Source organism: Mesorhizobium sp. Pch-S, assembly GCF_004136315.1.
GTDB lineage: Bacteria > Pseudomonadota > Alphaproteobacteria > Rhizobiales > Rhizobiaceae > Mesorhizobium.
Genome location: NZ_CP029562.1, coordinates 5,493,062 through 5,516,291 on the forward strand (window position 1 = coordinate 5,493,062; position 23,230 = coordinate 5,516,291).

Here is a 23,230-nt window from a genome sequence, read left to right on the forward strand (position 1 = left end):
CGTCCTTTGGACGCGCAAAGGTCGCTCTAACATTTTGATTTGGCGCATGACGGGTGACGTATGTCACCCTGCCTTTCCGAAAATCGGGTCCGATTTTCGGGGTCATGCGCTAGCCGTTGATAGTTACATTTTCGATGGTTACAGATGTAACCAGTTTGGTCAATCAAGGGAGGATGCCTTGGCCTTTTCCTACATGCCGGGTTTCGGCAATGATTTCGAAACCGAGACGCTTCCGGGTTCGCTGCCGCAAGGGCGCAACTCACCGCAACGGCCGGCCTATGGGCTTTATGCCGAACAGTTGTCGGGCTCGCCCTTCACAGCGCCGCGCGGCACGAACGAGCGCTCCTGGCTTTATCGGATCCGGCCGAGCGTCAAGCACACCGGACGCTTCAAGGCCGCGAGCTATCCGTTCTGGAAGACCGCTCCCAATGTCGGCGACCATGAACTGGCGCTTGGCCAGTATCGCTGGAACCCGACACCGATGCCGAAGGAGCCGACCGATTTCATCGCCGGCATCCGCACCATGACGACGGCCGGCGATGCCCTCGGGCAAAGTGGCATGGCGGCTCATGTCTATGTCGCCAACACGTCGATGGTCGATGATCATTTCTTCAATGCCGACGGCGAGATGCTGGTGGTGCCGCAGGTCGGCCGGCTGAATTTCGTTACCGAGATGGGCGTCATCGAGATGCGGCCGGGCGAGATCTGCGTCCTGCCGCGCGGGCTGGTGTTCAAGGTCGAACTGCTTGATCCGGAGGTGCGAGGTTATATCTGCGAGAACTACGGCGCCAAGTTCACCATGCCTGACCGCGGCCCGATCGGCGCCAACTGCCTGGCCAACCCGCGTGACTTCAAGACGCCCTGCGCATGGTTCGAGGAAAAGGAGAAACCCTGCCGGCTGATCGTCAAGTGGTGTGGTTCATTCCACGTCACGGAACTTGGCCATTCGCCGCTCGACGTTGTCGCCTGGCATGGCAACTATGCGCCGTATAAGTATGATCTCACTACCTTTTCGCCGGTTGGAGCAATCCTCTTCGATCATCCGGATCCGTCGATCTTCACGGTGCTGACGGCGCCAAGCGGCGAGGAAGGCACCGCCAATGTCGATTTCGTCATCTTCCCGCCGCGGTGGCTGGTGGCGGAGAACACCTTCCGTCCCCCCTGGTATCACCGCAACATCATGAGCGAGTTCATGGGCCTGATCCATGGCCAGTACGATGCCAAGGAAGAGGGCTTCGTTCCGGGAGGCATGAGCCTGCACAACATGATGCTGGCGCATGGCCCGGATGCTCCCGGCTTCGAAAAAGCATCTATGGCTGACTTGAAACCGGTGAAGCTCGACCACACCATGGCGTTCATGTTCGAAACACGCTTCCCGCAGATGTTGAGTCGCTACGGTGCGGAGCTGCCGACCCTGCAGGAAGACTATATCGACTGTTGGAAGGACCTTAAGAAACGCTTCAACGGCACGCCGGAAGGGGATTGGAGCTAGCGAGTCAATTTATTCGGCTCCGTTGTCGGAAACGGCGGCTCGTATTCGTCCTATGATCGTCAAAACCCTTGGAGGAGATGGATCATGACCTATGTCGATGGCTTTGTTCTGCCGGTGCCGCAGGCGGAGTGGGAGGAATACCGGAAGAACGTCGACCTCGCCGCCACCGTATGGATGGAGCATGGCGCTCTGTCCTACGTCGAGGCCGAGGCCGATGATGTGCCTGATGGCCAGCAGACCTCTTTCCCGCTTGCAGTGAAGAAGGAAGCAGGAGACACAATTGTATTTTCCTACGTCACCTACAAATCGCGCGAGCACCGCGACGAGGTGATGGGGAAAGTGATGGCGGACCCCCGTCTGCAGCCTGGCATGCAAAATATGCCTGCCTATATGGGACGGCTGATCTATGGTGGGTTCAAAGTCTTCATGGAACGATAAGGGGAATTGAATGAAGCTTGCCACCTTGAAGAACGGGACACGCGACGGAAAGCTTGTCGTCGTGTCCCGTGATCTGACGCGCCTGACCGATGCTTCGTTTCTGGCGCCGACGCTGCAGGCGGCACTCGACAACTGGCGTCGCATCGCTCCGCATCTGGCGGCGTTGTCGGAGTCGCTCGAGCACGGTTCGGTGCCTTCGGAGCGCTTCCATGAGCACGACGCGCATTCGCCGCTGCCGCGCGCGTACCAGTGGGCCGACGGTTCGGCCTACGTCAATCATGTGGAACTGGTGCGCAAGGCACGCAATGCCGAAATGCCGGCAAGCTTCTGGACTGACCCGTTGATGTACCAGGGCGGGTCGGACGCGTTCGTCCCGCCGCGCGATCCGATCCGCATGGCTGACGAGGCCTGGGGTATCGATCTCGAAGCCGAGGTTGCCGTCATCGTCGACGACGTGCCGATGGGGGCGAATACGGATCAGGCGCGCGAGGCTATCCGCCTGGTCATGCTGGTCAACGACGTCACGCTGCGCGCGCTGACGGCGCCTGAACTGGCCAAGGGTTTCGGTTTCTTCCAGTCGAAGCCCTCGTCGGCGTTTTCGCCGGTGACGGTCACGCCGGATGAACTCGGCGATGCCTGGGATGGCGGCAAGCTGCACCTCCCGCTTTGCGTTGATCTCAACGGGAAGCCGTTCGGTCGCGCCAATGCCGGCATCGACATGACATTCGATTTCCCGGCCCTCATCGCGCACGCAGCCAGGAGCCGCCCACTTTCAGCGGGGACCATCATTGGTTCTGGCACGATCTCCAACAAGAAGGACGGTGGTCCAGGCAAGCCTGTCGCCGAAGGCGGCTCCGGCTATTCCTGCATTGCGGAACAGCGTATGATCGAGACCATCGAGAGCGGCGAGGCGAAAACACCTTTCCTGCATTTCGGCGACACGGTGCGTATCGAGATGAAGGACAAGGCCGGGCATTCGATCTTCGGCGCCATCGAGCAGAAGGTGGAAAAATACCAGCACTGACCAGAGGGGAGAGCGGAATGCGCAATCGGTTCCTGCCGGCAGCTGCTATCCTGCTTCTCGCTCTTGCGCCCGCGCTGGCGCAGCAGGAAACGGCTGCGCTGGCCGAGCGCTACATGAAGCTGCCGGCGCTGCAGAACATGCTGGATTCCATCCTTGGGCCGGATTTCGTCAACCCGATGATGGCTGCGATGGGCGGCGACGCCCTGCCGCAGGGCAAGCGTGACCAGCTGGCGAAAATCGTCAGCGAAGAAGTTTCTGCTGTCAGGCCGCAGATGGAAAAGGCAATGATCAAGGCTGCGAGCCAGACCTACACGGTCGAGGAACTCGAGGCCCTGATCAAGTTCAACAGCACGCCCGAGGCGGTTTCGATCATGGGCAAGCTGAAATCGTTCAACGCGGCATATTTTGCGGGGTTCGGCACGACGATGCAGGACATGCAGTCGAAGATACAGCAGCGTGTAAACAGCGAGCTGTCGGCTAAATAACCTGCGTTGACGGCAGGCATCTCGATGCACGGATTGGAGCGATGCAGCTACTCGATCACCTTCGCCGCATGGCTGGCAACAATCTGTGGTCGAACGACCGCCTCTATCGTGCCGTGACTGCACTGAACCCGGGCGAGTTCGAAGCCGGGCGCACCAGCTTCTTTCCGTCGATCAAGGCGACGCTCAACCACGTCCTGTCGGTCGATCTCTATTATCTCGATATGGTGGAAGAAGGTGGTGTCGGGCTTGCTGTCTTTGACGGCTGGACGGATTTCGAGACGCCTGACCGATTGGCTGCCGTCCAGGCCGAGACCGACCGGCGATTGTTGTCGTTTTGCGAAGACCTGGCCGGATCCGATCTTGATCGGCGCGTACAAACCGACAGGGGCGACGACGGCGTCATTCCGGAGCGTATCGGTGACCTGCTGGCGCACCTGTTCATGCATCAGATCCATCATCGCGGGCAGGTGCACGCCATGCTGTCCGGCACGTCGGTCAAGCCGCCGCAACTCGACGAGTTCCTGCTCGACTACGATATCAAACTCAGGAAAAAAGAGGTCGAGCGCCTGGGACTTTGACGCTCGACCTTTGAACCGGCTTGTCGACCGGCCTATTCGGCAGCCTGCACCTTCAGCACGCCGCGCTTGATCTGATCCTGCTCGATCGATTCGAAGAGGGCGCGGAAATTGCCTTCGCCGAACCCCTCGTCGCCCTTGCGCTGGATGAACTCGAAGAAGATCGGGCCGATCACGGTCTTGGAGAAGATCTGCAGCAGGATCTTGGTCATGCCGCCATTCAACACGCCTTCGCCGTCGATGAGGATGCCGTGCTTCTTCATGCTCTCGATCGGCTCGTCATGGCCGTTCACCCGGGCATGCGACATCTCGTAGTAGGTATCGGGTGGGCCGGGCATGAATTTCAGCCCGTTGTCGGCCAACCTGTCGGTGCCGGCATAGATGTCGTCGGTGCCGACCGCGATGTGCTGGATGCCTTCGCCCTTGTACTTCTTAAGATACTCGGCGATCTGGCTGGTATCATCCTTGGATTCGTTCAGCGGGATGCGGATCTTGCCACAGGGCGAGGTGATGGCGCGGCTGACGAGGCCGGTGATCTTGCCGTCGATGTCGAAGAAGTGGATCTGCTTGAAGCCGAACAGGTCGCGGTAGAAATCCCACCACTTGTCCATGTTGCCGCGGTAGACATTGTGGGTGAGGTGGTCGAGGAAATAGAAACCGACGCCGACCGGCTTTGGATTGCGTTCGCCGACCCAGTCGAATTCTGTGTCGTAGGTCGAGCCCTTGGCGCCGTACTTCTCGACAAAATAAAGCAGTGAACCGCCGATGCCGACAATGGCGGGAACATCGAGTGCCTTGTCGGTACCTTCATAAGGCGTGGCGCCTTTGGAAATGGCGTGTTCGAAAGCATGCCTGGCATTGACCACGCGCCATGCCATCGACGGCGCACATGGACCGTGCTCATCGACAAACTTCATGGCGTGCGAGCCGGGTTCGGCATTGAGGACGTAGTTGATGTCACCCTGGCGCCAGACCGAGATGTTCCTGGTCTTGTGGGTGGCGACTTTCGTGTAGCCCATGCGGGTGAACAGCTCGGCGAGCTTCTCGGGTTCCGGATGGGCGAATTCGACAAATTCGAAACCGTCGGTGCCGGCGGGATTGGCTTCACTGATGGTTGCGGGCGGTGCGTCGTGCGGGAAGGGACCCATGGCAAATCCTCCGGTTCGTCTCCAGTTGCGGTGAGTATAGGCGTGGGCGCTCGCACGGTGCTTGCATTCGGAAGTCTGCATGGATGATAATGTGCGCAATTCATGCATAAACGAGGCAGAAATGGCTGACATCACGCGCATTGATCAATTCGACCGCAAGATATTGGCTCTTTTGCAGGGTGATGCGCGGCTTACCAACAACGATCTGTCGGAACGCGTTAACCTCTCGGCATCGCAATGTTCCCGGCGGCGGCAGCGGCTGGAGGAGGAGGGTTACATCCGCAACTACCAGGCCGTGCTCGACCGCGACAGGCTGGGTTTTTCTCTGGTCAATGTGATCACCGTGACGCTTGCCACCCACAACCGAGACAATGCCCGCCGCTTCGCTGAACTGATCAAGCGGCTGCCAGAGGTGCAGGAGGCGCACGCGTTGACCGGCGAGATGGACTATATTCTCAAAGTGGTCACGCCGGACCTGAAATCATTGTCGGAATTCGTCAACAACGAGCTGCTGCCGCACGAATCTGTGCAACACGTAAAAACGGCGATCGTTCTGGAGACGCTGAAGGAGACCGGTGCGCTGCCGATCTGACCCGACAGAGCCGCGAGCCGGCACTCCGACAACGGCCGTCATGTTTCTGCCGATCACTGACGAGCCGGTTATATTTCTGCCGCACTGCGGGCAGGTATGCGCGAAGAGTTGCGCAATTACATTCCTGAAAAAGTGCGAACACTTCCCACTTTCATCGCTTCGATAGCAGGTTCTCGGCAACGAAATCCACGAAGACGCGAACTTTCGGGGACAGATGGCGGCTCGACGGCCATAGCACGCGGAACGTGGTTCTTCCCGTGAGGTAGCGATCGAGCACCGCCACCAGCTTGCCACTATCGAGGTCGTCCCGCACGGTGAAATCCGGCAGGCAGGCGAGTCCGACACCTTGGCGGGCAAAGGCAAGTTGCGGCTCCAGTGCATTCGCGACCGTTGCAGGCGACAGAGGGAGGTCTACCGGTTCTCCATTGTAAACGACACGCCAGGACAGGAGTTTCCCCGACGCCAGCGATCGATACATGATGCAGCTGTGCTCGCTTAGGTCATCAGGCGTCATGGGAGTTCCGCGCCGCTCCAGATAGTCGGGCGCTCCGACGATCATCTGCCCGTAGGTGCCAATGACGCGCGACATGAGGCGTGAATCTGAACCATCGCCCGTTCGCAGCACCGCGTCGAACCCCTCGTCGATCACATCCACCAGCCGATCCGAACAGTCCATGTCGAGCTCGATGTCGGGATAGCGCTTCTGGAATTCTGCAAGTTGCTCCATGAACGGCATGCCTGCGGACGGTAGGCTGAACTTCAGCTTGCCGCGTGGAGCATCGTGAAGCTGTGCAAGGTCGAGCTCCGCTGCTTCCATCTCCGCCGCGATCCGCCGGCACCGTTCCAGAAACAGGCGTCCTTCGGGGGTGAGTGTGATGCTGCGCGTGGAGCGGTGAAAAAGCCGCGTGCGCAGCCGTTCCTCAAGCCGCATCACCGCTTTGCTGACAGCAGAGGCAGAAAGGCCGAGACGGCGACCGGCCTCGGTGAACCCTCCGGCATCCGCTGCTTCGATAAATGCGCTCAACGCCCCGAGCTGGTCCATCGCCTTCGCCATGCACGACAAATATTCACAAGTGATAGGAATTGCATCCAATTTTTCCGGACTCATGAAGCGCCTATCTTGCCACGAGGAGAAGGCGAGCCGCTTCACCCGTGTCGTTCGGATGCGGAGGTGGGCGCTGTCTTGCAGAACACCAGAAGAGTTTGCTCAATGACATCGACATCGAATGCTGGCGCTGCCGGTCGCGATACTTCCGCGGCATCGCCGCAAAGTCTGCCACTCGGCGGGCTGCTCGCACTCGCGACAGCCGCCTTCATTACACTTCTGACCGAAATCATGCCTGCCGGCCTGCTTTCCTCCATCGCTCAAGGTCTGAACGTGTCCGAAAGCCTCGCGGGTCAGTTCATCACCACCTACGCGGTGGGCGCGCTTGTCGCTGCCATTCCCGTTACCTTTCTGACGCAGGGGATGCGTCGTCGTCCTCTTCTGCTCACCGCAATTTCCGGCTTTGCCGTCGTCAACCTCGTCACGGCGCTGTCCGATGACTATACCATTTCAATGGTGGCCCGTTTCTTCGCGGGCGTCCTGGGCGGTATCGTCTGGTCGTTGCTGGCTGGCTATGCGGTCCGCATGTCGCCATCCCATTTGAGTGGGCGGGCGATTGCGATCTCGGGCGCTGGTGCGGCCATTGCGCTGGTGCTTGGCGTTCCGCTTGCAGCATTGCTCGGCCGGATCATCGGCTGGCAAGGTGCCTTCGGCTTGATGACCGTTCTGTCGCTGGTGCTGATCATATGGGTGATCGCTGTCGTGCCGGATTTTGCTGGCCAGACGAGGGAACAGCGTCAGTCGTTGATCGGCGTGTTTCTGACGACCGGCATTCGGGCTGTCTTGTTCGTGGTCTTCACTTTCGTCGTCGCCCACAACGTTCTTTACATCTACATCGAACCCTTGCTTCAACCCTCCGGTCTGTCGGGGAACGTGGATGTCATCCTGTTCATTTTCGGCCTAGGGTCCATCGCGGGCTTGTGGGTCGTGGGCGCTCTTGTGGATCGCCGCCTCCAATCCCTTGCCTTGGCAAGTGTCCTGACCTTCGCGGTCGCTGCTGTGCTGCTCGCCTTCTGGGGTGACGTTGCGCAGATGATCTATCCCATCGTCATCGTCTGGGGGCTGGCCGTCGGCGGCTTCGCGACGATCACGCAGACGGCTTTGTCTCGCTTCGCCGGCAATTCTGTTGACGTGGCCCAGGCCATGTACACCACCGGCTGGAACACGGCAGTTGCGGCTGGCGGTGTCGTTGGGGGCGTCATGCTTGACCGCACCGGTACAGGTGCTTTTCCCCTGATCGCCCTCGCGATTCTCGTCTTCACTTTTGTCGGAGTGCTCTTCGCAATGAACAGGGCATTGTCGCGCGCCTGCTGACAAACATGCGAAGACGCTCGTACACATCTGCAGGAATAGGCAATTGCTTCGGGCGTATCCCTCGGCGGCACTTGGAGCCCCCGACAGAGGATCCGTAAACCCACGTCTTGCACGGGTTGCGACCGCAAGACCATCTGGTTTGGGTGTCAGCCCCTCGACTGCTGCACGGCAGCGTAGAGATTGGTGCAGCGCGTGCCCGAGCGGCAATAGGCGAAAACCGGTCCGGGCAGGGCGTCCAGAGCTTCGGCCTGGTCGTCGACATTCTGTGCGGTCATCTGGCCGCTGATGACCGGTACCCAACGGAACTCGAGCCCTGCGGCCTCGACGGCGGCCTTGATCTCGCCGGCGCTCGGCTGGCCAGGGTCCTCATTGTCGGGGCGGTTGCAGATCACGCTCTTGAAGCCGGCGGCCTTGATCGCCGCGACGTCCTCGACGCTGATCTGCGGCGAGACGGAATAGGCGTCGGAAATCTGGCGGATGTTCATGAGGTGGCTCCGGGGGCGGGATGGGATGTTTCGCCTGTCATGCCATCCCGCGCGTCGGGCTGCAACCTTCGCCTGTTGGGGCAGCGCCGATCTCCGGCCGACGCTGCCCAGGGCGAACTAAGCTGCCCGTTCGCTGTCCAGCGTCGCCATCTGATGTTCGGCATAGCGCTGTCCAGCTGCCGCACCTTTGGGCGCCGCAGCCTCGATGGCGGCGATATCGCTGGCAGAAAGAGCAAGGTCGAGTGCACCGAGCGCTTCCGCCAGACGATCCCGGCGGCGGGCACCGACCAGAGGCACGATGTCGTTCCCTTGTGCCAGCACCCAGGCGATCGCGATCTGCGCGACGCTGGCACCGCGCGTTTCCGCAACCTGGCGCAGCGCATCGACCAGCCTGAGGTTGCGATCGAGATTGTCGCCCTGGAAACGCGGGCTATGGCTGCGGAAGTCGGTTCCGACCGTGGCTCTGAACCTGTCCCAGTGGCCGCTGATCAGCCCGCGCGACAGCACGCCGTAGGCGGTTATGCCGATGCCGAGTTCGCGGCACGCGTCGAGAATGCCGTCCTCGATGCCACGCGACAGCAGCGAGTACTCGATCTGCAGGTCGGCAATCGGATGCACGGCGGCAGCGCGGCGAATTGTTTCGGAGCCTACCTCCGACAAGCCGATATGCCTGACATAGCCTGCCTTGACGAGGTCGGCGATGGCGCCGATCGTTTCCTCGATCGGTACATTCGGGTCGAGCCGTGCCGGTCGATAGATGTCGATTGCCTCGACTCCCAGTCGCTTCAGGCTGTAGGCGGCCGCAGTCTTGACCGCATTCGGCCGGGTATCGAAGCCAAGCCAACTTCCGTCAGGACCGCGCTGCGCACCGAATTTGACGCTGAGCGCTACCTTGCCGTTGCTGCGTGTGGCGAGCGCCTCAGCGATCAGCATTTCGTTGTGACCCATGCCGTAGAAATCGCCGGTGTCGAGCAGTGTGATGCCGGCATCCAGTGCGGCGTGCAATGTCGCCAGGCTTTCCGCTCGGTCCGCCGGACCATAGAGATCCGACATGCCCATGCAGCCAAGTCCCAGGCGGGAAACGATGGGTCCGTTCTTTCCAAGAGTATGTTCGCGCATGGCCATTCCTTTTGCGTTGAACCGATGGTCGGGCTTGCCCGTAAAGATGGCGCATGCTGAACTGTGCGATAAGATGACATTTTCAAAATGGACTGTGCGGATTTTCGTACAATGCCGATCGACCTCAACCTGCTCGCCGCTTTTGCCGCCGTTGCCCGCCGCTGCAATTTCCGCGCAGCCGCGGTGGAACGCGGGGTGTCAGCCTCGACGCTCAGCCAACAGGTGCGTGATCTCGAGGCGGCACTCGATCTGCGGTTGCTGAATCGCACCACGCGCAGTGTCGCGCCGACCGAAGCCGGCATGCGGCTACTCGAACGGCTGGCGCCGGCGCTCGCCGACATCACGTCGGCTGTCGATCATCTGCAATCGGACAGCGACAGCCCGGGCGGAACGCTGCGGATCAATGCCCCGCAGCCGGCGATCGATCTTGTCCTCGCGCCTCTTCTTGGGCCGTTTCTCGATGCATTTCCCCGCATCCGGGCGGAGATCATTGCCGAAACAGCCTTCATCGACATCGTGTCAGCGGGGTTCGATGCAGGCGTGCGCTGGGGGGAAAGTCTGGCGCAAGACATGATCGCCGTCCCGCTCAGCCCGCCACAACGCTATGTCGTCGTGGCGACGCCTTCCGTGATCGCAGCGGGTCCGCCGATCCTGCAGCCGCGCGACCTGCTTGGCGTCCCTGTATTCGCACGCAGTTTCCGAGCGGAATGAAACTGCCGTGGGAATTCGAGCGTGATGGCGTGCTTGAAAAGATCGAGCCGGAGGCAAGGCTGTTGTCCAGCAACATCACATCGCAGCTGCGCGCCTGCCTCGACGGTGTCGGCTTCTGGGCGACATTCGAGGACTATGTGCGGGCGGACATCGAGACGGGTCGTCTCGTCAGCGTGCTGGACGACTGGCTACCCATGTTTCCCGGCCCGTTTCTTTACTATCCCGGCCGCAGGCATGTGCCCGCGCCGCTGCGCGCCTTTGTTGATTTCGTCAGGCGGCAGCGACGCAGCAGCTAGCCTTGGGAGGAGGCTATTCGGTTGCGTGTGTTTCGCCAGAGCCACCGACGGCGACGATGTTGAAAGGCTTCCCGGCAAGCGCGATGTCGCCTGTCTTCGCGAAACTCGTTGCATCGACCAGATGAAGTTGACTCTTCAACGGGTCGGTGACGACGATGCGATCGCCCGCAACGGCGATGCGGGGGCGTGGATCGCTCCAGTGGCCGTCCATCGAGTAAGGCTCGGTGAGCTTCACGGACCGTGCGATCTTGCCCGCGACGATGTCGACTTGATGAAGTTGACCGTCCTCCGTGAAGGCATAGGCGAAACGCGGCCGTATCGGATCCACCGCAAAATGCACACGGCGTGTCGGCAGGTCGACCGATCGGAACAGTTCCTTGGTTGATGGGTCTATCAACAGCAGACGGTCAGAGCCGTAGTTGCCGAGGAAGTACTGCAGTCCCTTGCCGCCGAGCAGCGTTGTCGCTTTTCCATTGGGCAGGTTGATCGGGTAGGGGATATGCTCGACAGACGGACCTTGGTCACCATCGCGAACCAGCAGGAGACCGGTGGCGCAGGCGAAGGCCAGGAGTTTGCCCGACGTGGCCTCGCCGTGCAGATCCGGACACGCGTGAATGTCGCCGACCTGCTTGCCGGCGCGGTCTACGACACGGATGCCGACCGGCAGTTCGTCGGGTTTTTCCTTGTTGGGTTCCGACAACAGCACATAGTCACCATAGACAGCAGCAACGCCGTGATGTGGCGCCTCGGTTTTCACTTCGCGCGTACTTGCCCCGCCGTCGAGGGCGGTTTTCTCGTCAACTATGCGCGCGACACCCTCTCCGTCGAAGAAGAGAGCGAACTCGCCATCGTGCTCGACGAAATGCGACGGCTTCGCGCCGGTGATCTCGGTTCCCGTCAGTTTGGGTGCGGTGACTTCGATATCGCCATGGTCGCCATGGTCCTCGAAGACGATGCCGCTGGATATGGCGGAAACCGCGTCGGCCTTGCCTAGAACCGCAAAGACTGTGCGGCCGCTGGCGCTGCGATACAGCGATGCCGGTCCTTTCAGCGGTAGAGTGTCGATCTTATTGCCGGTGAGGGCATCGACGACGTTGATGACCGGTTCTGCATGATCCGAGACAAACAGGCGCCATGCGGTCTTTTCCTCGGCGAAGGAGGAGGTCGTGGCCATACTCGCAGCAAGTGCGACGATCGAGGCTGCAGCCAAAAGGCGTTTCATGGAAGTCTCCTGTAATGTTATTTAATAACATATTCAGCCGAAAATGAACGGAAGGGGACGCCTTCCGCCGGGAAGTCGAAGCCGGTTGACAGATCGGCGGAAAGCAATTGTTCAGAGCGGAATGCGGTCGCGAATATCGCGCTCCGCTCTGTCTTCGTCTGTTTCAAAATCCCGATCCGAAAAACCTGCGCTTCGGTTCGAGATCATGCTTCAGCTGCCGAGGATGGCGCCCTTGATCTGCTTGATGTTGTTGCGCATCAGGTCGATGTAGGTGGGGGCGGGGCCGTCCGCCTTCGAGAGAGCGTCCGAATAGAGCGTGCCGCCCACCTTGATGCCCGTCTCGACCGAGATCTGCTCGATCAGGCGTGGATTGGTGATGTTTTCGACAAAGATCGCCGCAGCCTTGTCCTGTTTCACCTGTTCGACCAACTTGGCAACATCGGCGGCCGACGGTTCGGATTCGGTTGAAAGTCCCTGTGGTGCCAGGAAGGTCAGGCCGTATTCGTGTTCGAAATAGCCGAACGCGTCATGCGAGGTGATGACGACGCGCTTTTCCTGGGGAATGGCGGCAATCGCCTCGCGCACTTCCTTGTCCAGGGCATCGAGCTTGTCGGTATAAGCGGTGGCGTTCGCCTTGTAGGTATCGCAACCGGCGCTGTCGGCATTGCAGAAGGCGTCGGCGATGTTCTTCACATAGACCTTGGCGTTCACCACAGACTGGAATGCATGCGGGTCGGTCGAGCCATGATTGTGCCCCTCATGCCCACCCTCGGCTGCTTCGGCCTCGGCGAATTCCGGCTTGAAGTCGATTGGCGTGATGCCCTTGGTCAATTCGACGATCGCTGCCTTGCTGGCGCTTGCCTCGACAAGGCGCTGCAGGAAGCCTTCGAAATGCAGGCCGTTGACGAGAACCAGCTTGGCGGACGCCATCGAGACCGCATCTGCCGGGCTCGGCTCGTAGACATGGGCGTCGCCGTCGGGGCCAACCAGCGTTGTCACATCAACACGATCACCACCGACATTCTTAGCGAAATCACCGATGATCGAAAAGCTCGCCACGACTTTCAGCGGCTCGGCAAATGCATGCCCCGCAGTCACGGTTGTTAATGTTATAACGCTCAATATCAGGGCGCGACGGATTGATTTCAGCATAGCCAACTCCTTTGAACGGTCAGGCGGTTCTGTGGCGGTGATGGACGAGGCGCGAGCGCAGCACTCCGCGCGGTCCAGCCAGGATGGAAACGATGTAGGCAGCACCAGCCGAGAGAATGATCGCCGGGCCTGAAGGCAGTGCTGCATGATAGGACAGGAGCAGCCCGGCGGCGCAGGCGGCAAAGCCTATTGCGACGGCAAGCACGCACATCGGCCCGACGCGCTGGCTCCAGAAGCGGGCGGCCGCCGCCGGAAGGATCATCAGGCCGACTGAGAGCAGGGTGCCGAGCGCCTGGAAGCCGCCGACGAGGTTGAGCACGACCAGCCCCAGGAAGATGAAGTGCACCGGACTGCCAAGCCTGCTTACCGAGCGCAGGAACAGTGGATCGAGGCATTCGGCGACGAGCGCCCGCCAGAACAGGAAAAGCGCGGCCAGTGTCACCACGGCAATGCCGCCGATCAGGACGAGCGCCTCATTGTTGAGTGCCAGCACCGTGCCGAACAGCACATGCATCAGGTCGATGCTGGAGCCGCGGATCGAAACCATCAGGACGCCGATCGCCAGCGAGATCAGGTAGAACGCCGCCATCGACGCATCCTCGCGCTGGATGGAGAAGCGCGAAACCGCACCAGCCCCAAGCGCGACAATGACACCGGCGATCAGTCCGCCGACCGTCATGGGCAGGATTTCAAGTCCGTAAAACAGGAAACCTGCTGCAGCACCGGGCAGGATGGCGTGCGCCATGGCATCGCCGGAAAGGCTCATGCGCCGCAGCATCAGAAAGACGCCGACCGGGCATGCGCCGAGCGACAGCATCAATGAGCCCGCCAATGCCCGCTGCATGAAAGCGAAATCGGCAAAGGGAGCGATGAAGAAGGTGTAGAGCCAGCTCACGACGCCACCCTCCGCCTGGGGGCGTGGCTGTGATGGTCGTGATCATGGTGTGCGTGATCATGCTCATCCGCGCCGTGGTCATGACCAGCCGGTTCGCACCAGGGCGCATCGTCTTCCCAAGCTTCGTGGAACCTGCGGGCGCGCAGCATGTTTTCCGCGCTCAATGTCGCCGAAGTTGCGCCCCAGGCCACCGTGCGGCGCGCAAGCAGCAGCGTCTCGGGGAAATTCTGGCGCACCAGCTCGAGGTCGTGCGCAACGACCATCACCGTGCGATCTTCGCCGTGCCAGCGCTTGATCAAAGCGATCAGGTCACCAACGGTCTTGGCATCGATGGCGTTGAAGGGTTCATCGAGCAGGATCAGATCGGCATCCTGCACCAGAACACGGGCAAACAGGGCGCGCTGCAGCTGTCCGCCGGAAAGCGTGTCGAGCGCGCGGCCTTCAAATCCTTCGAGCCCAACGGCCATCAACGCCTTGCTTACGGATGCACGGTCCTCTGCCGTATGTCGCCCGAGCAGGCCGCGGCGTGGCCAAAGACCCAGCGAGACCAGGTCGACGACGCGCGCTGGAAAGCTGCGGTCGAGCTCCGATTGCTGCGGCAGGTAGGCAATGCGGATGCCCGGCATCTTGACGACAGTGCCGGCCATCGGACTCAGCGCGCCGACGATACCCTTCATGAGGGTCGACTTGCCTGAGCCGTTGGCGCCGACGACGGCGGTCAAGGAGCCCTTCTGGACTGTTCCGTTCAGGTGATGAACGGCCGGATGGCTGCCGTAGCCCAGGGTGAGGTCGCGAAACGTGAGGGCAGCTTGGCTCATGGTGGTCCGTACTCTTACGAGAGAGGTCGTATGTTATGTTATTACATGTGTCAACATGCGCCGAGAAAAAAGCTGTGGCGTTCGTGAAAGCCAGGAAAATACCGTCGCGCTATGACAGCGGCCACGACTGATTGCGCCTGCGACCGTATTCGGCGGGCGTGATCTTGTCGGCGGGCGAGGCGCTCTCTAAAGAAGCTCTTCCAATCAGGAAAGGACTTATCCATGAGCGTTCGTCGCATCGATGTCGGCCCCCGCATGAGCCAGGTGGTCATCCACGGCAACACCGCCTATCTGGCCGGTCAGGTCGGCGAGGGCAAGACCGTCGGCGAGCAGACCAAGGACATCCTGGCAACTGTCGATGCGCTGCTGGCCAAGGCCGGCACCGACAAGACCAAGATCCTGCAGGCGATCATCTGGCTCTCCGACATGAGCACCTTCGCCGAGATGAACAAGGAATGGGACGCCTGGGTGCCGCAGGGCAACACTCCGGCCCGCGCCACCGGTGAGGCCAAGCTGGCCGGGCCGCAATATCTGGTCGAGATCATCATCACCGCCGCCATCTGAGGCGTCGGCGTATTATTGTTTTGGAGCGTCGGCCGGTGCCGACGCTCCGCCCGGATGCATGGCGGGCGGAACGTCGTCCATCAGTGCCTTAACCCAGACGACAATCCGCTGGGCGATGAAATCGGTGGTTCCCGGCGACAGGACATTGCCGGCGATGACGTGATTGTCGGGATCGCCGCTGTTGTCGATGGGCACCTCTTCGTGCAGCGTGCCCCAGCGCGAAGCGATTTCACGCGTTCGCTCCGGTCTGACCACCTTGTCGTCGTTCGAGAAGATGAAAAGCGCGGGCACCTTGGCGTCTCCGACCGGCGCGTCGTAGGCAAGCTTGGTCAGCGCAGCCATCGGCAGCAGCGCCGTGCTGGGATAACGCCAGGTCCAGTATTTTTCCTGCAGGGCGTTGCGCGGCACAAACGAGCGCTCCTTGCCGATGATCAGTTCTGCGAGTTGCTTGCCCCATGGCCACAGCAGCATCTCGGCGCCGGAAGCCTGCACACCGTAGTTTGGCGAAATCAGCGCCATGCCCATGACGTCCCTTGAGGCATCCGGCTGGCTTGCAGCCCAGGTTGCAAGCGAAGCGCCTGTCGAAGTGGCGATGACGATCACCTTGTCGCCGATTGACCGGCCGATGGCGAGCGCCTCCTCATAGTCGTTGATCCAGGCGTTGACGTTGCCTTCGGCCATTGCCGGGCCACCCTGACCGTGACCCGTCAGGCGTGTGTAGAACAGATTGGCATCGAGTTCCTCCGCTACCTTGTCGGCCAGCGGACGGGTTTCTTCCTTGGAGGCGGAGAAACCATGGATATAGACGACGGCCAGCGGCGTCTTGGCATGGATCATCGGGTTGGCCCAGATGATCTCCTTTTCCAGGCCGTCCCGGATGTCGGGCAGCTTGGCTTCCTCGCGAATGAGGTAGGCCTGGGGATCGTCACCGATCCTCGACGGATCGAAGCGGATTTTGGTGTCGACCGCTACGCGCGGCCCCAACAAGGCCGCCAGGACGATCAGGATGACCAGACCCAGGAACATCACCGCGATACGGCGCCCCATGACAAACTCCAGACTGATCGGCGCAAACTATTGTGGTGACTGGCTACAGGCAACGGTTGAACCGAATGTCGGAGAAGTCCCTGGAGCGTTTCCGGTTTTCTTCGAATCGCTGGAACTGCTCTATCTTCCTGTTTTACGCAATTCCGCGCGCAAAACCGCGTACACTTTTGCTGGAATTGCCCTAGATGGGCTGGCGCGGCTTGCGGCCGAAGCTCAACGGCCTGTCGCCCCATCCCGTCATCCGGTTGAGGAACCAGTGACGGAGCGGGTGCGGCAACATGCCGAGTACCTTGAGCCACAGCGTGAAACGACGCGGGAAGGTGATCTCGAAACCGCCCGTTTCGATGCCGCGCATCATCCTGCCGGCCGCGCAGGTCGAGGAGATGACCGCCGGCAGACGGACACCATTCTTCTGCGTCATCGGCGTATCGATGAAACCGGGGTTCATCACCTGGACACGGATGTTCAGCTTGTCGAGATCGAATTTCAGCGACTGCGCCATGACATTGATGGCTGCCTTGGTGGCGCCGTAGGCGGCTGTGGTCGGCCAGCCGAAATAGGCACTGATCGATCCAACCATGACGATATGGCCACGGCCACGCTTGCGCATGAATTTCACCGTCGGCACGAGCCCGTGCACGATACCCATCACGTTGACATCGAAAGTGCGGCGGAACTTGCGCACCGACAGATTGTCACCGGCCACCTGTGTGTAGCTGCCGGCATTGAAGACGGCCAACGCGATAGGGCCGAGATCGGCCTCTATGGCAACGACAGCGTTGGCCATGCCCTGTTCGTCAGTGACGTCGCATGGAAAGGCAACGATCCGGCCGGGCAGCGAAGCTGTCTCGGCTATCAGCATGCCGATATGGTCTTCCTCGCGTGCGGTGACCGCCACGACGAAGCCTTTCGCTGCCAGTTCCTTCGCGAGTTCCCTGCCGATGCCGGAACTGCCCCCGGTGATCCAGGCAACGCCGTCTTTCGGGCTGGCCCGATAGAGTGTCATTCAGTGTCCCGAAAGCTCTTTCAATGGGTCATCTAGCCGTGCGTAAGTCGAAAGGAAAGCATGTTCTTGGATGCCCACTATTTTAGTTTGGACTGATGTTTTCCATCGCCGGGCGAAGTTGCAGCAGCGGATGCAACTGGTCCAGGCCAATTCGAGCCTTGAAACGGCAGCCCAGCGTTTCTAGGGTTCTGCGCTGACACGAGAAGGATTCCTCATGCACCGTTCGGTGATCGACGCTATCGGCAACACGCCGCTGATCCGCCTCAACCGCGCCTCGGAAGAGACCGGCTGCGAGATTCTGGGCAAAGCCGAGTTCATGAACCCCGGCCAGTCGGTCAAGGATCGCGCCGGCCTCTTCATCATCCGTGACGCGGAACGGCGGGGCCTTTTGAAACCGGGCGGCGTCATCGTCGAGGGAACGGCCGGCAACACCGGTATCGGGCTTACGCTGGTCGCCAAGGCGCTGGGATATCGCACCGTCATCGTCATTCCCGATACGCAGAGCCAGGAGAAGAAGGATACCATCCGGCTGCTCGGCGCCGAACTGATCGAGGTTCCGGCGGTCGCGTACAAGAACCCCAACAACTATGTGAAACTGTCGGGCCGCCTTGCCGAACAGATGGCGAAAAGCGAGCCGAATGGCGCGATCTGGGCCAACCAGTTCGACAACGTTGCCAACCGCGACGGTCACATCCACACCACCGCTCAGGAAATCTGGACGCAGACTGGCGGCGAGGTCCACGGCTTCGTGTCCGCCGTTGGCTCCGGCGGTACGCTGGCCGGCGTGGCCGCCGGCCTCAAAGGCAAGAGCAACGACGTCAAGATCGCATTGGCAGATCCTTTGGGCGCAGCGCTTTTCTCCTTCTACACCAATGGTGAATTGAAGGCAGAGGGCAGTTCGATCACGGAGGGCATCGGACAGGGGCGCATCACCGCCAATCTCGAGGGGTTCACTCCGGACTTCTCCTTCCAGATACCGGATGAAGAGGCATTGCCGATCGTTTTCGATCTGATCCAGGAAGAAGGGCTCTGCGTCGGTGGTTCGACCGGCATCAACATTGCCGGCGCCATCCGCCTGGCCCGTGAGCTGGGACCGGGTCATACCATCGTGACCATCCTGTGCGACTACGGCACGCGCTATCAGTCGAAGCTGTTCAATCCGGAATTCCTGCGCAGCAAGAACCTGCCGACGCCGGACTGGATGGAGGCGGTGAGCACCATTCCCGTGCCGTTCGAACAGGTGGCGTAATGGCCTTCAAGACCGAGGCGGTGTTCCGCGACGATTCCTATCTGAAGGAATTGGACGCGACCGTGGTGGCTATCAACGATCGCGGCGGCATCATTCTCGACCGCACCGTCTTTTATGCGACATCAGGCGGCCAGCCGGGCGATACGGGTCGTTTCGAGCGGGCGGATGGCAGCCGGATAGTCATCGCGGCCACGGTGACGGGCGAGACCAAGGACGAGATCATCCATGTCCCGGCGCCAGATCAGCCGGTTCCGGCTGTTGGTGAGACGCTGAAAGCCGTCATCGACTGGGATCGCCGCTATGCGCTCATGCGCATGCATGCCGCCTGCCACCTGCTCAGTGTCGTGTGCCCGTTTCCCATCACCGGGGCGGCCGTTGCGGAAAACGATTCCCGTGTCGACCTCGATATTCCCGACACCGGCTATTCCAAGGAAGAGGTGACGGCAAAGCTGATGGAACTGGTGCGGGCTGATCACCCCATTTCCATTGAATGGATCACCGATGAACAACTGGCCGCCAATCCGGGCCTTGTGAAGTCCAAGAATGTCCGTCCACCCAGCGGCACAGGTCGTATCCGCCTGGTGCTGATAGGTGAGAACGCTTCGGTGGACAGCCAGCCTTGCGGTGGCACCCATGTTGCCCGTACAGGCGAAGTCGGCGAGATTCATATAGGCAAGATCGAAAAGAAGGGCCGCGAGAACCGGCGTTTTCGCATTCGCTTCGGGCCTTTGCCGGCCGCCTGATCGGTCGGGTTACTGACATCTGGGAGAAAGAGCATGGCCGAAGACAGCCCCTTTACCGTCGACGCCGACTGGCTTGAACAGCGGCTGGGTCAGCCCGGCCTGTCGATCGTCGACGCTTCCTGGTATCTGCCGGCGCAGAAGCGGGATGCTCGTGGCGAGTATGAGGTAGCGCATATCCCTGGCGCGGTCTTTCTGGACCAGGATGCCGTTTCCGACCGAGACTCGCCACTGCCGCACACTTTGGCTTCACCACGCGACTTTGCCCAATATGTCGGAACAATGGGCATTTCGGCCGACGACACGATTGTCGTCTATGACGGGCCTGGTTTTTTCTCGGCGCCGCGCGCGTGGTGGATGTTCCGTGTCATGGGTGTGTTCCAGACCTACATCCTGGATGGTGGCTTTGATCGCTGGAAGGCTGACGGACGCCCGGTGACCGCCGAGCCGACCAGGATCGCGCCTGGTATCTTCCATGCCGATTTCGATGCCTCCCGGGTGGCTTCGCTCGAGGATATGCGCCGCGTTGTCGCTAGTGGCGAATACCAGATCGCGGATGCCCGTTCGCCGGGGCGCTTTGCCGGTGCCGAGCCGGAGCCACGCGCGGGAGTCCGTCCCGGCCATATGCCCGGCGCGCATAATCTGCCCTATGGCGCGCTGTCTGAAAACGGCGTGCTGCTGCCGAAGTCGAAACTGCGCGAGATTGTCGAGCAGGCCGGAATCGATCTGTCGAAGCCGGTGGTGACCTCGTGCGGCTCCGGCGTGACGGCTGCCGTCATCACGCTGGCGCTGGAAACGCTCGGCCATACCGACAACCGGCTCTACGACGGTTCCTGGACCGAATGGGGTGGCCTGCCGGACACGCCGGTGGAAACAGGCAAGGGCCGCTGATCGAATGAGCGCCGACGACCAGGAGCAGATCGACGTCACGGTGACCTTCCTCGAGATGGAGGTGCCGCCGGCCTATTATCCGCCGCTGCCCTATAACCGGCAGATCGCGCTTTTGAAGACGCGGCTGATCCCGTTGCATTTCTACCGTTATCTGCAGGATCGCGTCGGGCGTAAATGGCAATGGGTCAATGTGCTCAAGCTCAACGACGATGAACTGGCTGCCGGCCTGCATCGGGAGGACCGCGACATCCGCGTGCTCTATCTCGATGGCGCCCCGGCGGGCTTCTTCGACGTCAAGCCGCATCTGCCAGGAGAGGCTGAGCTGGCCTATTTCGGCATGATGGAGCATGCGACGGGGCAGGGGATTGGCCGCTGGTTCCTGGGCGCTGCCGTCGAGGCTTGCTGGTCGCATGCTCCGAAGCGGATTACCGTGCAGACCTGCACGCTGGACCATCCGGCGGCGTTGCCGCTCTACCAAAAGCTCGGCTTCAAACCGGTAGCGCAAAAGAAGGAGATCGTGCGACCGATGTCTTTTGTCGAGCGGTCGGCCAGCGTCATGCGCTAGAACGTTTCCGTTGTTAAGGAAACGCTCCAGCTTTTTGTTTGTACGCAGTTCTGGACGGAAACCGCTCACACTTTTCTGGAATTGCTCAGGAAACTGCTGAACGGCGCGTTCATTCGGGCTTCAGCTTGGCTCTGGCATGGTGCGGGCAACATCGATCCGGCCAATTTCAGGAGCCAAGCATGATTTCCCGTCGTACCGTCGCCGCCGCGCTGATTGCTTCGATAGCGCTCCCCGGCTTTGCCTTTGCGCAGGCGCAGACACCATCTGCGGCGCAGATCGAACGCAAGCTGGAGGCGGCACCTCGCATGAAGCTGCGTCCCGACGAGCGCGTCACCATTCGCGAATTCAAACGCCGGCCCGATCTGCGCCGGATGGCACCGTCGATCGATATCCAGTCCATCAACTTCGCCTTCGGCTCGGCTTCGATCGATCCGTCGCAATATCGCAAGGTCGAGATCATCGCCGACGGCCTGCGCCGCACCCTGCGCCGTGATCCTGATGCGCGCGTGCTCATCGAAGGTCACACCGATGCCGTCGGTTCGTTTGCCTCCAACCAGGCGTTGTCGGAACAGCGGGCTTCCTCGCTGAAGCGCACGCTGGTGCGCGAATTCGGCGTGCCGGGCTATGCGTTGGAGACGGTTGGCTATGGCGAGGAATTCCTGCTGGTGCCGACCGAGAACGAGAACTGGCGCAATCGCCGCGTCACTCTGCGCCGCTTCGACGATTTCATCCGCTAGGGCCGAGGCGACCCTTGCTGAAGCCTGCAGAAGGCAGGATTCGGGTGGGAGGACATGTGCCCATGGTCATAGGTTACGGTTCAAGAAACTGGAGAACCTAACCTATGTCCGTCCTGTTCAAGGCTTTGCCGACTGAATCCGTGCGCGCGCTGCAAGAAGGCGGAGCTGACGCCTATGGCCACGCGCCAGAACGCAGGATCTCCGACGGTGACGGTGTGCCATGTCGGCACTGCCTCAGGAATGTAGCAGCCGGCGACGCCTACCTGATCCTCGCCTACCGGCCCTTCCCGGAGCTGCAGCCCTATGCCGAGACCGGACCGATCTTCCTGCACGCCGAGGCATGTGAGCGTGCCGAGGAAGCAGAGGCTATTCCGGAGCTGTTCCTGGATACCAAGGACTACATCGTGCGTGGATACAGCGCCGACGACCGTATCGTCTATGGAACCGGCGCAGTGGTGCCGACACCGGACATTGCAGAGCGTGCGAGAACGCTGCTGGAGCGCGAGGAGGTCGCCTACCTGCACATGCGGTCGGCGCGCAACAATTGCTACCAATGCCGGATCGAGCGCGGTTGAGTCGAGGTAACGGATACTTAACCAAAATCGGTCGAAGATCGCGCCAGCCTGTCACGTGGCTGTTGTAATGAGTGCCTATAAGACGGGTGTCGAACGATTTCACCGACCGCGGATGGACCGGCGGTGATTTTCGACGGACGAGGAAGCGGGGTTCTACCCCGCTTTTTTGTTTTCCACGATGGTGTCGGCTGATCAGATGCCGCCGTACCAGTCGTAGCCATTGTCTTCCCAGTAGCCACCGCGGCCGCCGCCGAAGTTGCCGAAGGAATCAACCAGTTCGATGCGCTGGATGTACTTCGGCATCTTGTAGCCGAGCTGCCGTTCGACGCGTACGCGCAGCGGCGCGCCGTTCTCCACGGGCAGTGGCTTGCCGTTAAGCCCGTAGGCCAGAATGGTCTGCGGATGACGCGCGTCGATCAGGTCGATCGAACCATAATATTTGATGTCGCCGGAAAGGTTGCGGTCGATCGTATCGAGGCAATGGAACATCACATAACGTGCCTGCGGTTTCACCACCGCCTGATCCAGCACCAACGAGAGCGGAGTTCCTGTCCATTTTGCAATGCAGCTCCAGCCCTCGACACAGTCATGCCGGGTAATCTGGGTTCGGCTCGGCATCGCAATCAGTTGCTCGCGCGTCAACGACAGTGGCTTCTCGACAAGTCCGGTGACCTCGAGGCGCCAGTCTGCAAAGTTGTTTGCAAGCAGCCCCTTATAGCCATCGTCGTCGGGGGCGGTAATGCCATTCGGCCGCATCGGCTGGCGGATATCGGCTTCGGTGAATTCCGGAGCGAGGCGATCCCGCCCGGCCAAGAGGCGTTGCGCCCGGTAGGTGAGGCCGTTTGCTCCTTCCAGGAAATTACGCAGGCCATCACCCATACCAAGTTGACCGTCGAAGGCGTCGCAGCCCGAGAGCACGATGCCGGACGCGCCAAGGCCGGCCGCGGTCAGGAATTTGCGGCGGCTGATCTGGAACCTGGCCATC

Annotated in this window: 25 protein-coding genes and 1 pseudogene; 15 read left to right on the plus strand and 11 right to left on the minus strand. The window is 60.9% G+C overall.

What is annotated here, in order from left to right:
* The first annotated feature begins 178 nt into the window (after positions 1–178).
* From hmgA to C1M53_RS25720, 5 genes are all read left to right on the plus strand, one after another.
* Positions 179–1,492, plus strand: a complete 1,314-nt coding sequence (hmgA, locus tag C1M53_RS25700; RefSeq protein WP_129414804.1) for a homogentisate 1,2-dioxygenase — start codon at positions 179–181, stop codon at positions 1,490–1,492.
* 84 nt (positions 1,493–1,576) lie between these two features.
* Positions 1,577–1,930 (plus strand): DUF1428 domain-containing protein, encoded by a 354-nt coding sequence (locus tag C1M53_RS25705; RefSeq protein ID WP_129414805.1) that lies wholly within the window; start codon positions 1,577–1,579, stop codon positions 1,928–1,930.
* Between the two features lie 10 nt (positions 1,931–1,940).
* Positions 1,941–2,954 carry a fumarylacetoacetate hydrolase family protein gene (locus C1M53_RS25710; RefSeq protein ID WP_129414806.1) on the plus strand — a complete coding sequence of 338 codons (1,014 nt, stop codon included), beginning with the start codon at positions 1,941–1,943 and terminating at the stop codon, positions 2,952–2,954.
* Positions 2,955–2,971: 17 nt separating this feature from the next.
* Complete coding sequence (locus C1M53_RS25715; RefSeq protein ID WP_129414807.1) at positions 2,972–3,439, plus strand: hypothetical protein; 468 nt, start codon at positions 2,972–2,974, stop codon at positions 3,437–3,439.
* 41 nt (positions 3,440–3,480) lie between these two features.
* A complete protein-coding gene (locus tag C1M53_RS25720) occupies positions 3,481–4,017 on the plus strand; it encodes a DinB family protein (protein ID WP_129414808.1) in 537 nt (178 codons plus the stop codon).
* A 32-nt stretch (positions 4,018–4,049) separates the two neighbouring features.
* On the opposite strand, the gene hppD is transcribed toward C1M53_RS25720, so the two are convergent.
* Positions 4,050–5,162 (minus strand): 4-hydroxyphenylpyruvate dioxygenase, encoded by a 1,113-nt coding sequence (hppD, locus tag C1M53_RS25725; protein WP_129414809.1) that lies wholly within the window; start codon positions 5,160–5,162, stop codon positions 4,050–4,052.
* Positions 5,163–5,283: 121 nt separating this feature from the next.
* Here hppD and C1M53_RS25730 point away from each other — a divergent pair, with 121 nt between their 5' ends.
* The gene (locus tag C1M53_RS25730) at positions 5,284–5,754 is read left to right on the plus strand and encodes an Lrp/AsnC family transcriptional regulator (RefSeq protein ID WP_129414810.1); all 471 of its coding nucleotides are present in this window, start codon (positions 5,284–5,286) and stop codon (positions 5,752–5,754) included.
* Positions 5,755–5,905: 151 nt separating this feature from the next.
* Here the strand turns inward: C1M53_RS25730 and C1M53_RS25735 are convergent, their stop codons facing one another.
* Complete coding sequence (locus C1M53_RS25735; protein ID WP_348630010.1) at positions 5,906–6,862, minus strand: LysR family transcriptional regulator; 957 nt, start codon at positions 6,860–6,862, stop codon at positions 5,906–5,908.
* 102 nt (positions 6,863–6,964) lie between these two features.
* Here C1M53_RS25735 and C1M53_RS25740 point away from each other — a divergent pair, with 102 nt between their 5' ends.
* Positions 6,965–8,173: an MFS transporter gene (locus tag C1M53_RS25740; RefSeq protein ID WP_129414811.1), complete on the plus strand. Its 1,209-nt coding sequence runs from the start codon at positions 6,965–6,967 to the stop codon at positions 8,171–8,173.
* 146 nt (positions 8,174–8,319) lie between these two features.
* Here C1M53_RS25740 and C1M53_RS25745 read toward each other — a convergent pair whose 3' ends face one another.
* Complete coding sequence (locus C1M53_RS25745) at positions 8,320–8,658, minus strand: TIGR01244 family sulfur transferase (protein WP_129414812.1); 339 nt, start codon at positions 8,656–8,658, stop codon at positions 8,320–8,322.
* A gap of 117 nt (positions 8,659–8,775) precedes the next feature.
* A complete protein-coding gene (locus C1M53_RS25750; protein ID WP_129414813.1) occupies positions 8,776–9,777 on the minus strand; it encodes an aldo/keto reductase in 1,002 nt (333 codons plus the stop codon).
* 111 nt (positions 9,778–9,888) lie between these two features.
* On the opposite strand from C1M53_RS25750, the pseudogene C1M53_RS25755 reads away from it, so the two are divergent.
* Positions 9,889–10,784 (plus strand): annotated as a pseudogene (locus tag C1M53_RS25755) (LysR family transcriptional regulator).
* 13 nt (positions 10,785–10,797) lie between these two features.
* On the opposite strand, the gene aztD reads toward C1M53_RS25755, so the two are convergent.
* From aztD to aztA, 4 genes are all read right to left on the minus strand, one after another.
* A complete protein-coding gene (gene aztD / locus C1M53_RS25760) occupies positions 10,798–12,006 on the minus strand; it encodes a zinc metallochaperone AztD (protein WP_129414814.1) in 1,209 nt (402 codons plus the stop codon).
* 210 nt (positions 12,007–12,216) lie between these two features.
* Positions 12,217–13,158, minus strand: a complete 942-nt coding sequence (aztC, locus tag C1M53_RS25765; protein WP_129414815.1) for a zinc ABC transporter substrate-binding protein AztC — start codon at positions 13,156–13,158, stop codon at positions 12,217–12,219.
* A 19-nt stretch (positions 13,159–13,177) separates the two neighbouring features.
* Complete coding sequence (gene aztB / locus C1M53_RS25770) at positions 13,178–14,053, minus strand: zinc ABC transporter permease AztB (protein WP_281040907.1); 876 nt, start codon at positions 14,051–14,053, stop codon at positions 13,178–13,180.
* On the minus strand, positions 14,050–14,871 hold the full coding sequence (aztA, locus tag C1M53_RS25775; protein WP_129414816.1) for a zinc ABC transporter ATP-binding protein AztA: 822 nt from the start codon (positions 14,869–14,871) through the stop codon (positions 14,050–14,052). Before aztA ends, aztB begins: the two co-directional genes overlap by 4 nt.
* A gap of 222 nt (positions 14,872–15,093) precedes the next feature.
* Here aztA and C1M53_RS25780 point away from each other — a divergent pair, with 222 nt between their 5' ends.
* Positions 15,094–15,435, plus strand: coding sequence for a RidA family protein (locus C1M53_RS25780; RefSeq protein WP_101936860.1), 342 nt, complete (start codon positions 15,094–15,096; stop codon positions 15,433–15,435).
* Between the two features lie 12 nt (positions 15,436–15,447).
* On the opposite strand, the gene C1M53_RS25785 is transcribed toward C1M53_RS25780, so the two are convergent.
* Positions 15,448–16,482, minus strand: a complete 1,035-nt coding sequence (locus C1M53_RS25785; protein ID WP_129414817.1) for an alpha/beta fold hydrolase — start codon at positions 16,480–16,482, stop codon at positions 15,448–15,450.
* Between the two features lie 181 nt (positions 16,483–16,663).
* The gene (locus tag C1M53_RS25790) at positions 16,664–17,488 is read right to left on the minus strand and encodes an SDR family NAD(P)-dependent oxidoreductase (RefSeq protein WP_129414818.1); all 825 of its coding nucleotides are present in this window, start codon (positions 17,486–17,488) and stop codon (positions 16,664–16,666) included.
* Between the two features lie 214 nt (positions 17,489–17,702).
* Between C1M53_RS25790 and C1M53_RS25795 the strand changes: the two genes are divergently transcribed.
* The 6 genes from C1M53_RS25795 (at position 17,703) to C1M53_RS25820 (ending at position 22,245) form a co-directional block, all read left to right on the plus strand.
* On the plus strand, positions 17,703–18,737 hold the full coding sequence (locus C1M53_RS25795) for a cysteine synthase A (RefSeq protein WP_129414819.1): 1,035 nt from the start codon (positions 17,703–17,705) through the stop codon (positions 18,735–18,737).
* Positions 18,737–19,480 (plus strand): alanyl-tRNA editing protein, encoded by a 744-nt coding sequence (locus C1M53_RS25800; protein ID WP_129414820.1) that lies wholly within the window; start codon positions 18,737–18,739, stop codon positions 19,478–19,480. Before C1M53_RS25795 ends, C1M53_RS25800 begins: the two co-directional genes overlap by 1 nt.
* A 33-nt stretch (positions 19,481–19,513) precedes the next feature.
* Entirely contained in the window at positions 19,514–20,368 is an 855-nt protein-coding gene (sseA, locus tag C1M53_RS25805) for a 3-mercaptopyruvate sulfurtransferase (RefSeq protein WP_129414821.1), read from the plus strand.
* Between the two features lie 4 nt (positions 20,369–20,372).
* The gene (locus C1M53_RS25810) at positions 20,373–20,933 is read left to right on the plus strand and encodes a GNAT family N-acetyltransferase (RefSeq protein ID WP_129414822.1); all 561 of its coding nucleotides are present in this window, start codon (positions 20,373–20,375) and stop codon (positions 20,931–20,933) included.
* 179 nt (positions 20,934–21,112) lie between these two features.
* Entirely contained in the window at positions 21,113–21,670 is a 558-nt protein-coding gene (locus C1M53_RS25815) for an OmpA family protein (protein ID WP_129414823.1), read from the plus strand.
* A gap of 104 nt (positions 21,671–21,774) precedes the next feature.
* The gene (locus C1M53_RS25820; protein ID WP_129414824.1) at positions 21,775–22,245 is read left to right on the plus strand and encodes a DUF1203 domain-containing protein; all 471 of its coding nucleotides are present in this window, start codon (positions 21,775–21,777) and stop codon (positions 22,243–22,245) included.
* 192 nt (positions 22,246–22,437) lie between these two features.
* On the opposite strand, the gene C1M53_RS25825 is transcribed toward C1M53_RS25820, so the two are convergent.
* Positions 22,438–23,229, minus strand: a complete 792-nt coding sequence (locus tag C1M53_RS25825; protein ID WP_129414825.1) for a molybdopterin-binding protein — start codon at positions 23,227–23,229, stop codon at positions 22,438–22,440.
* Between the last annotated feature and the right edge of the window lies 1 nt (position 23,230).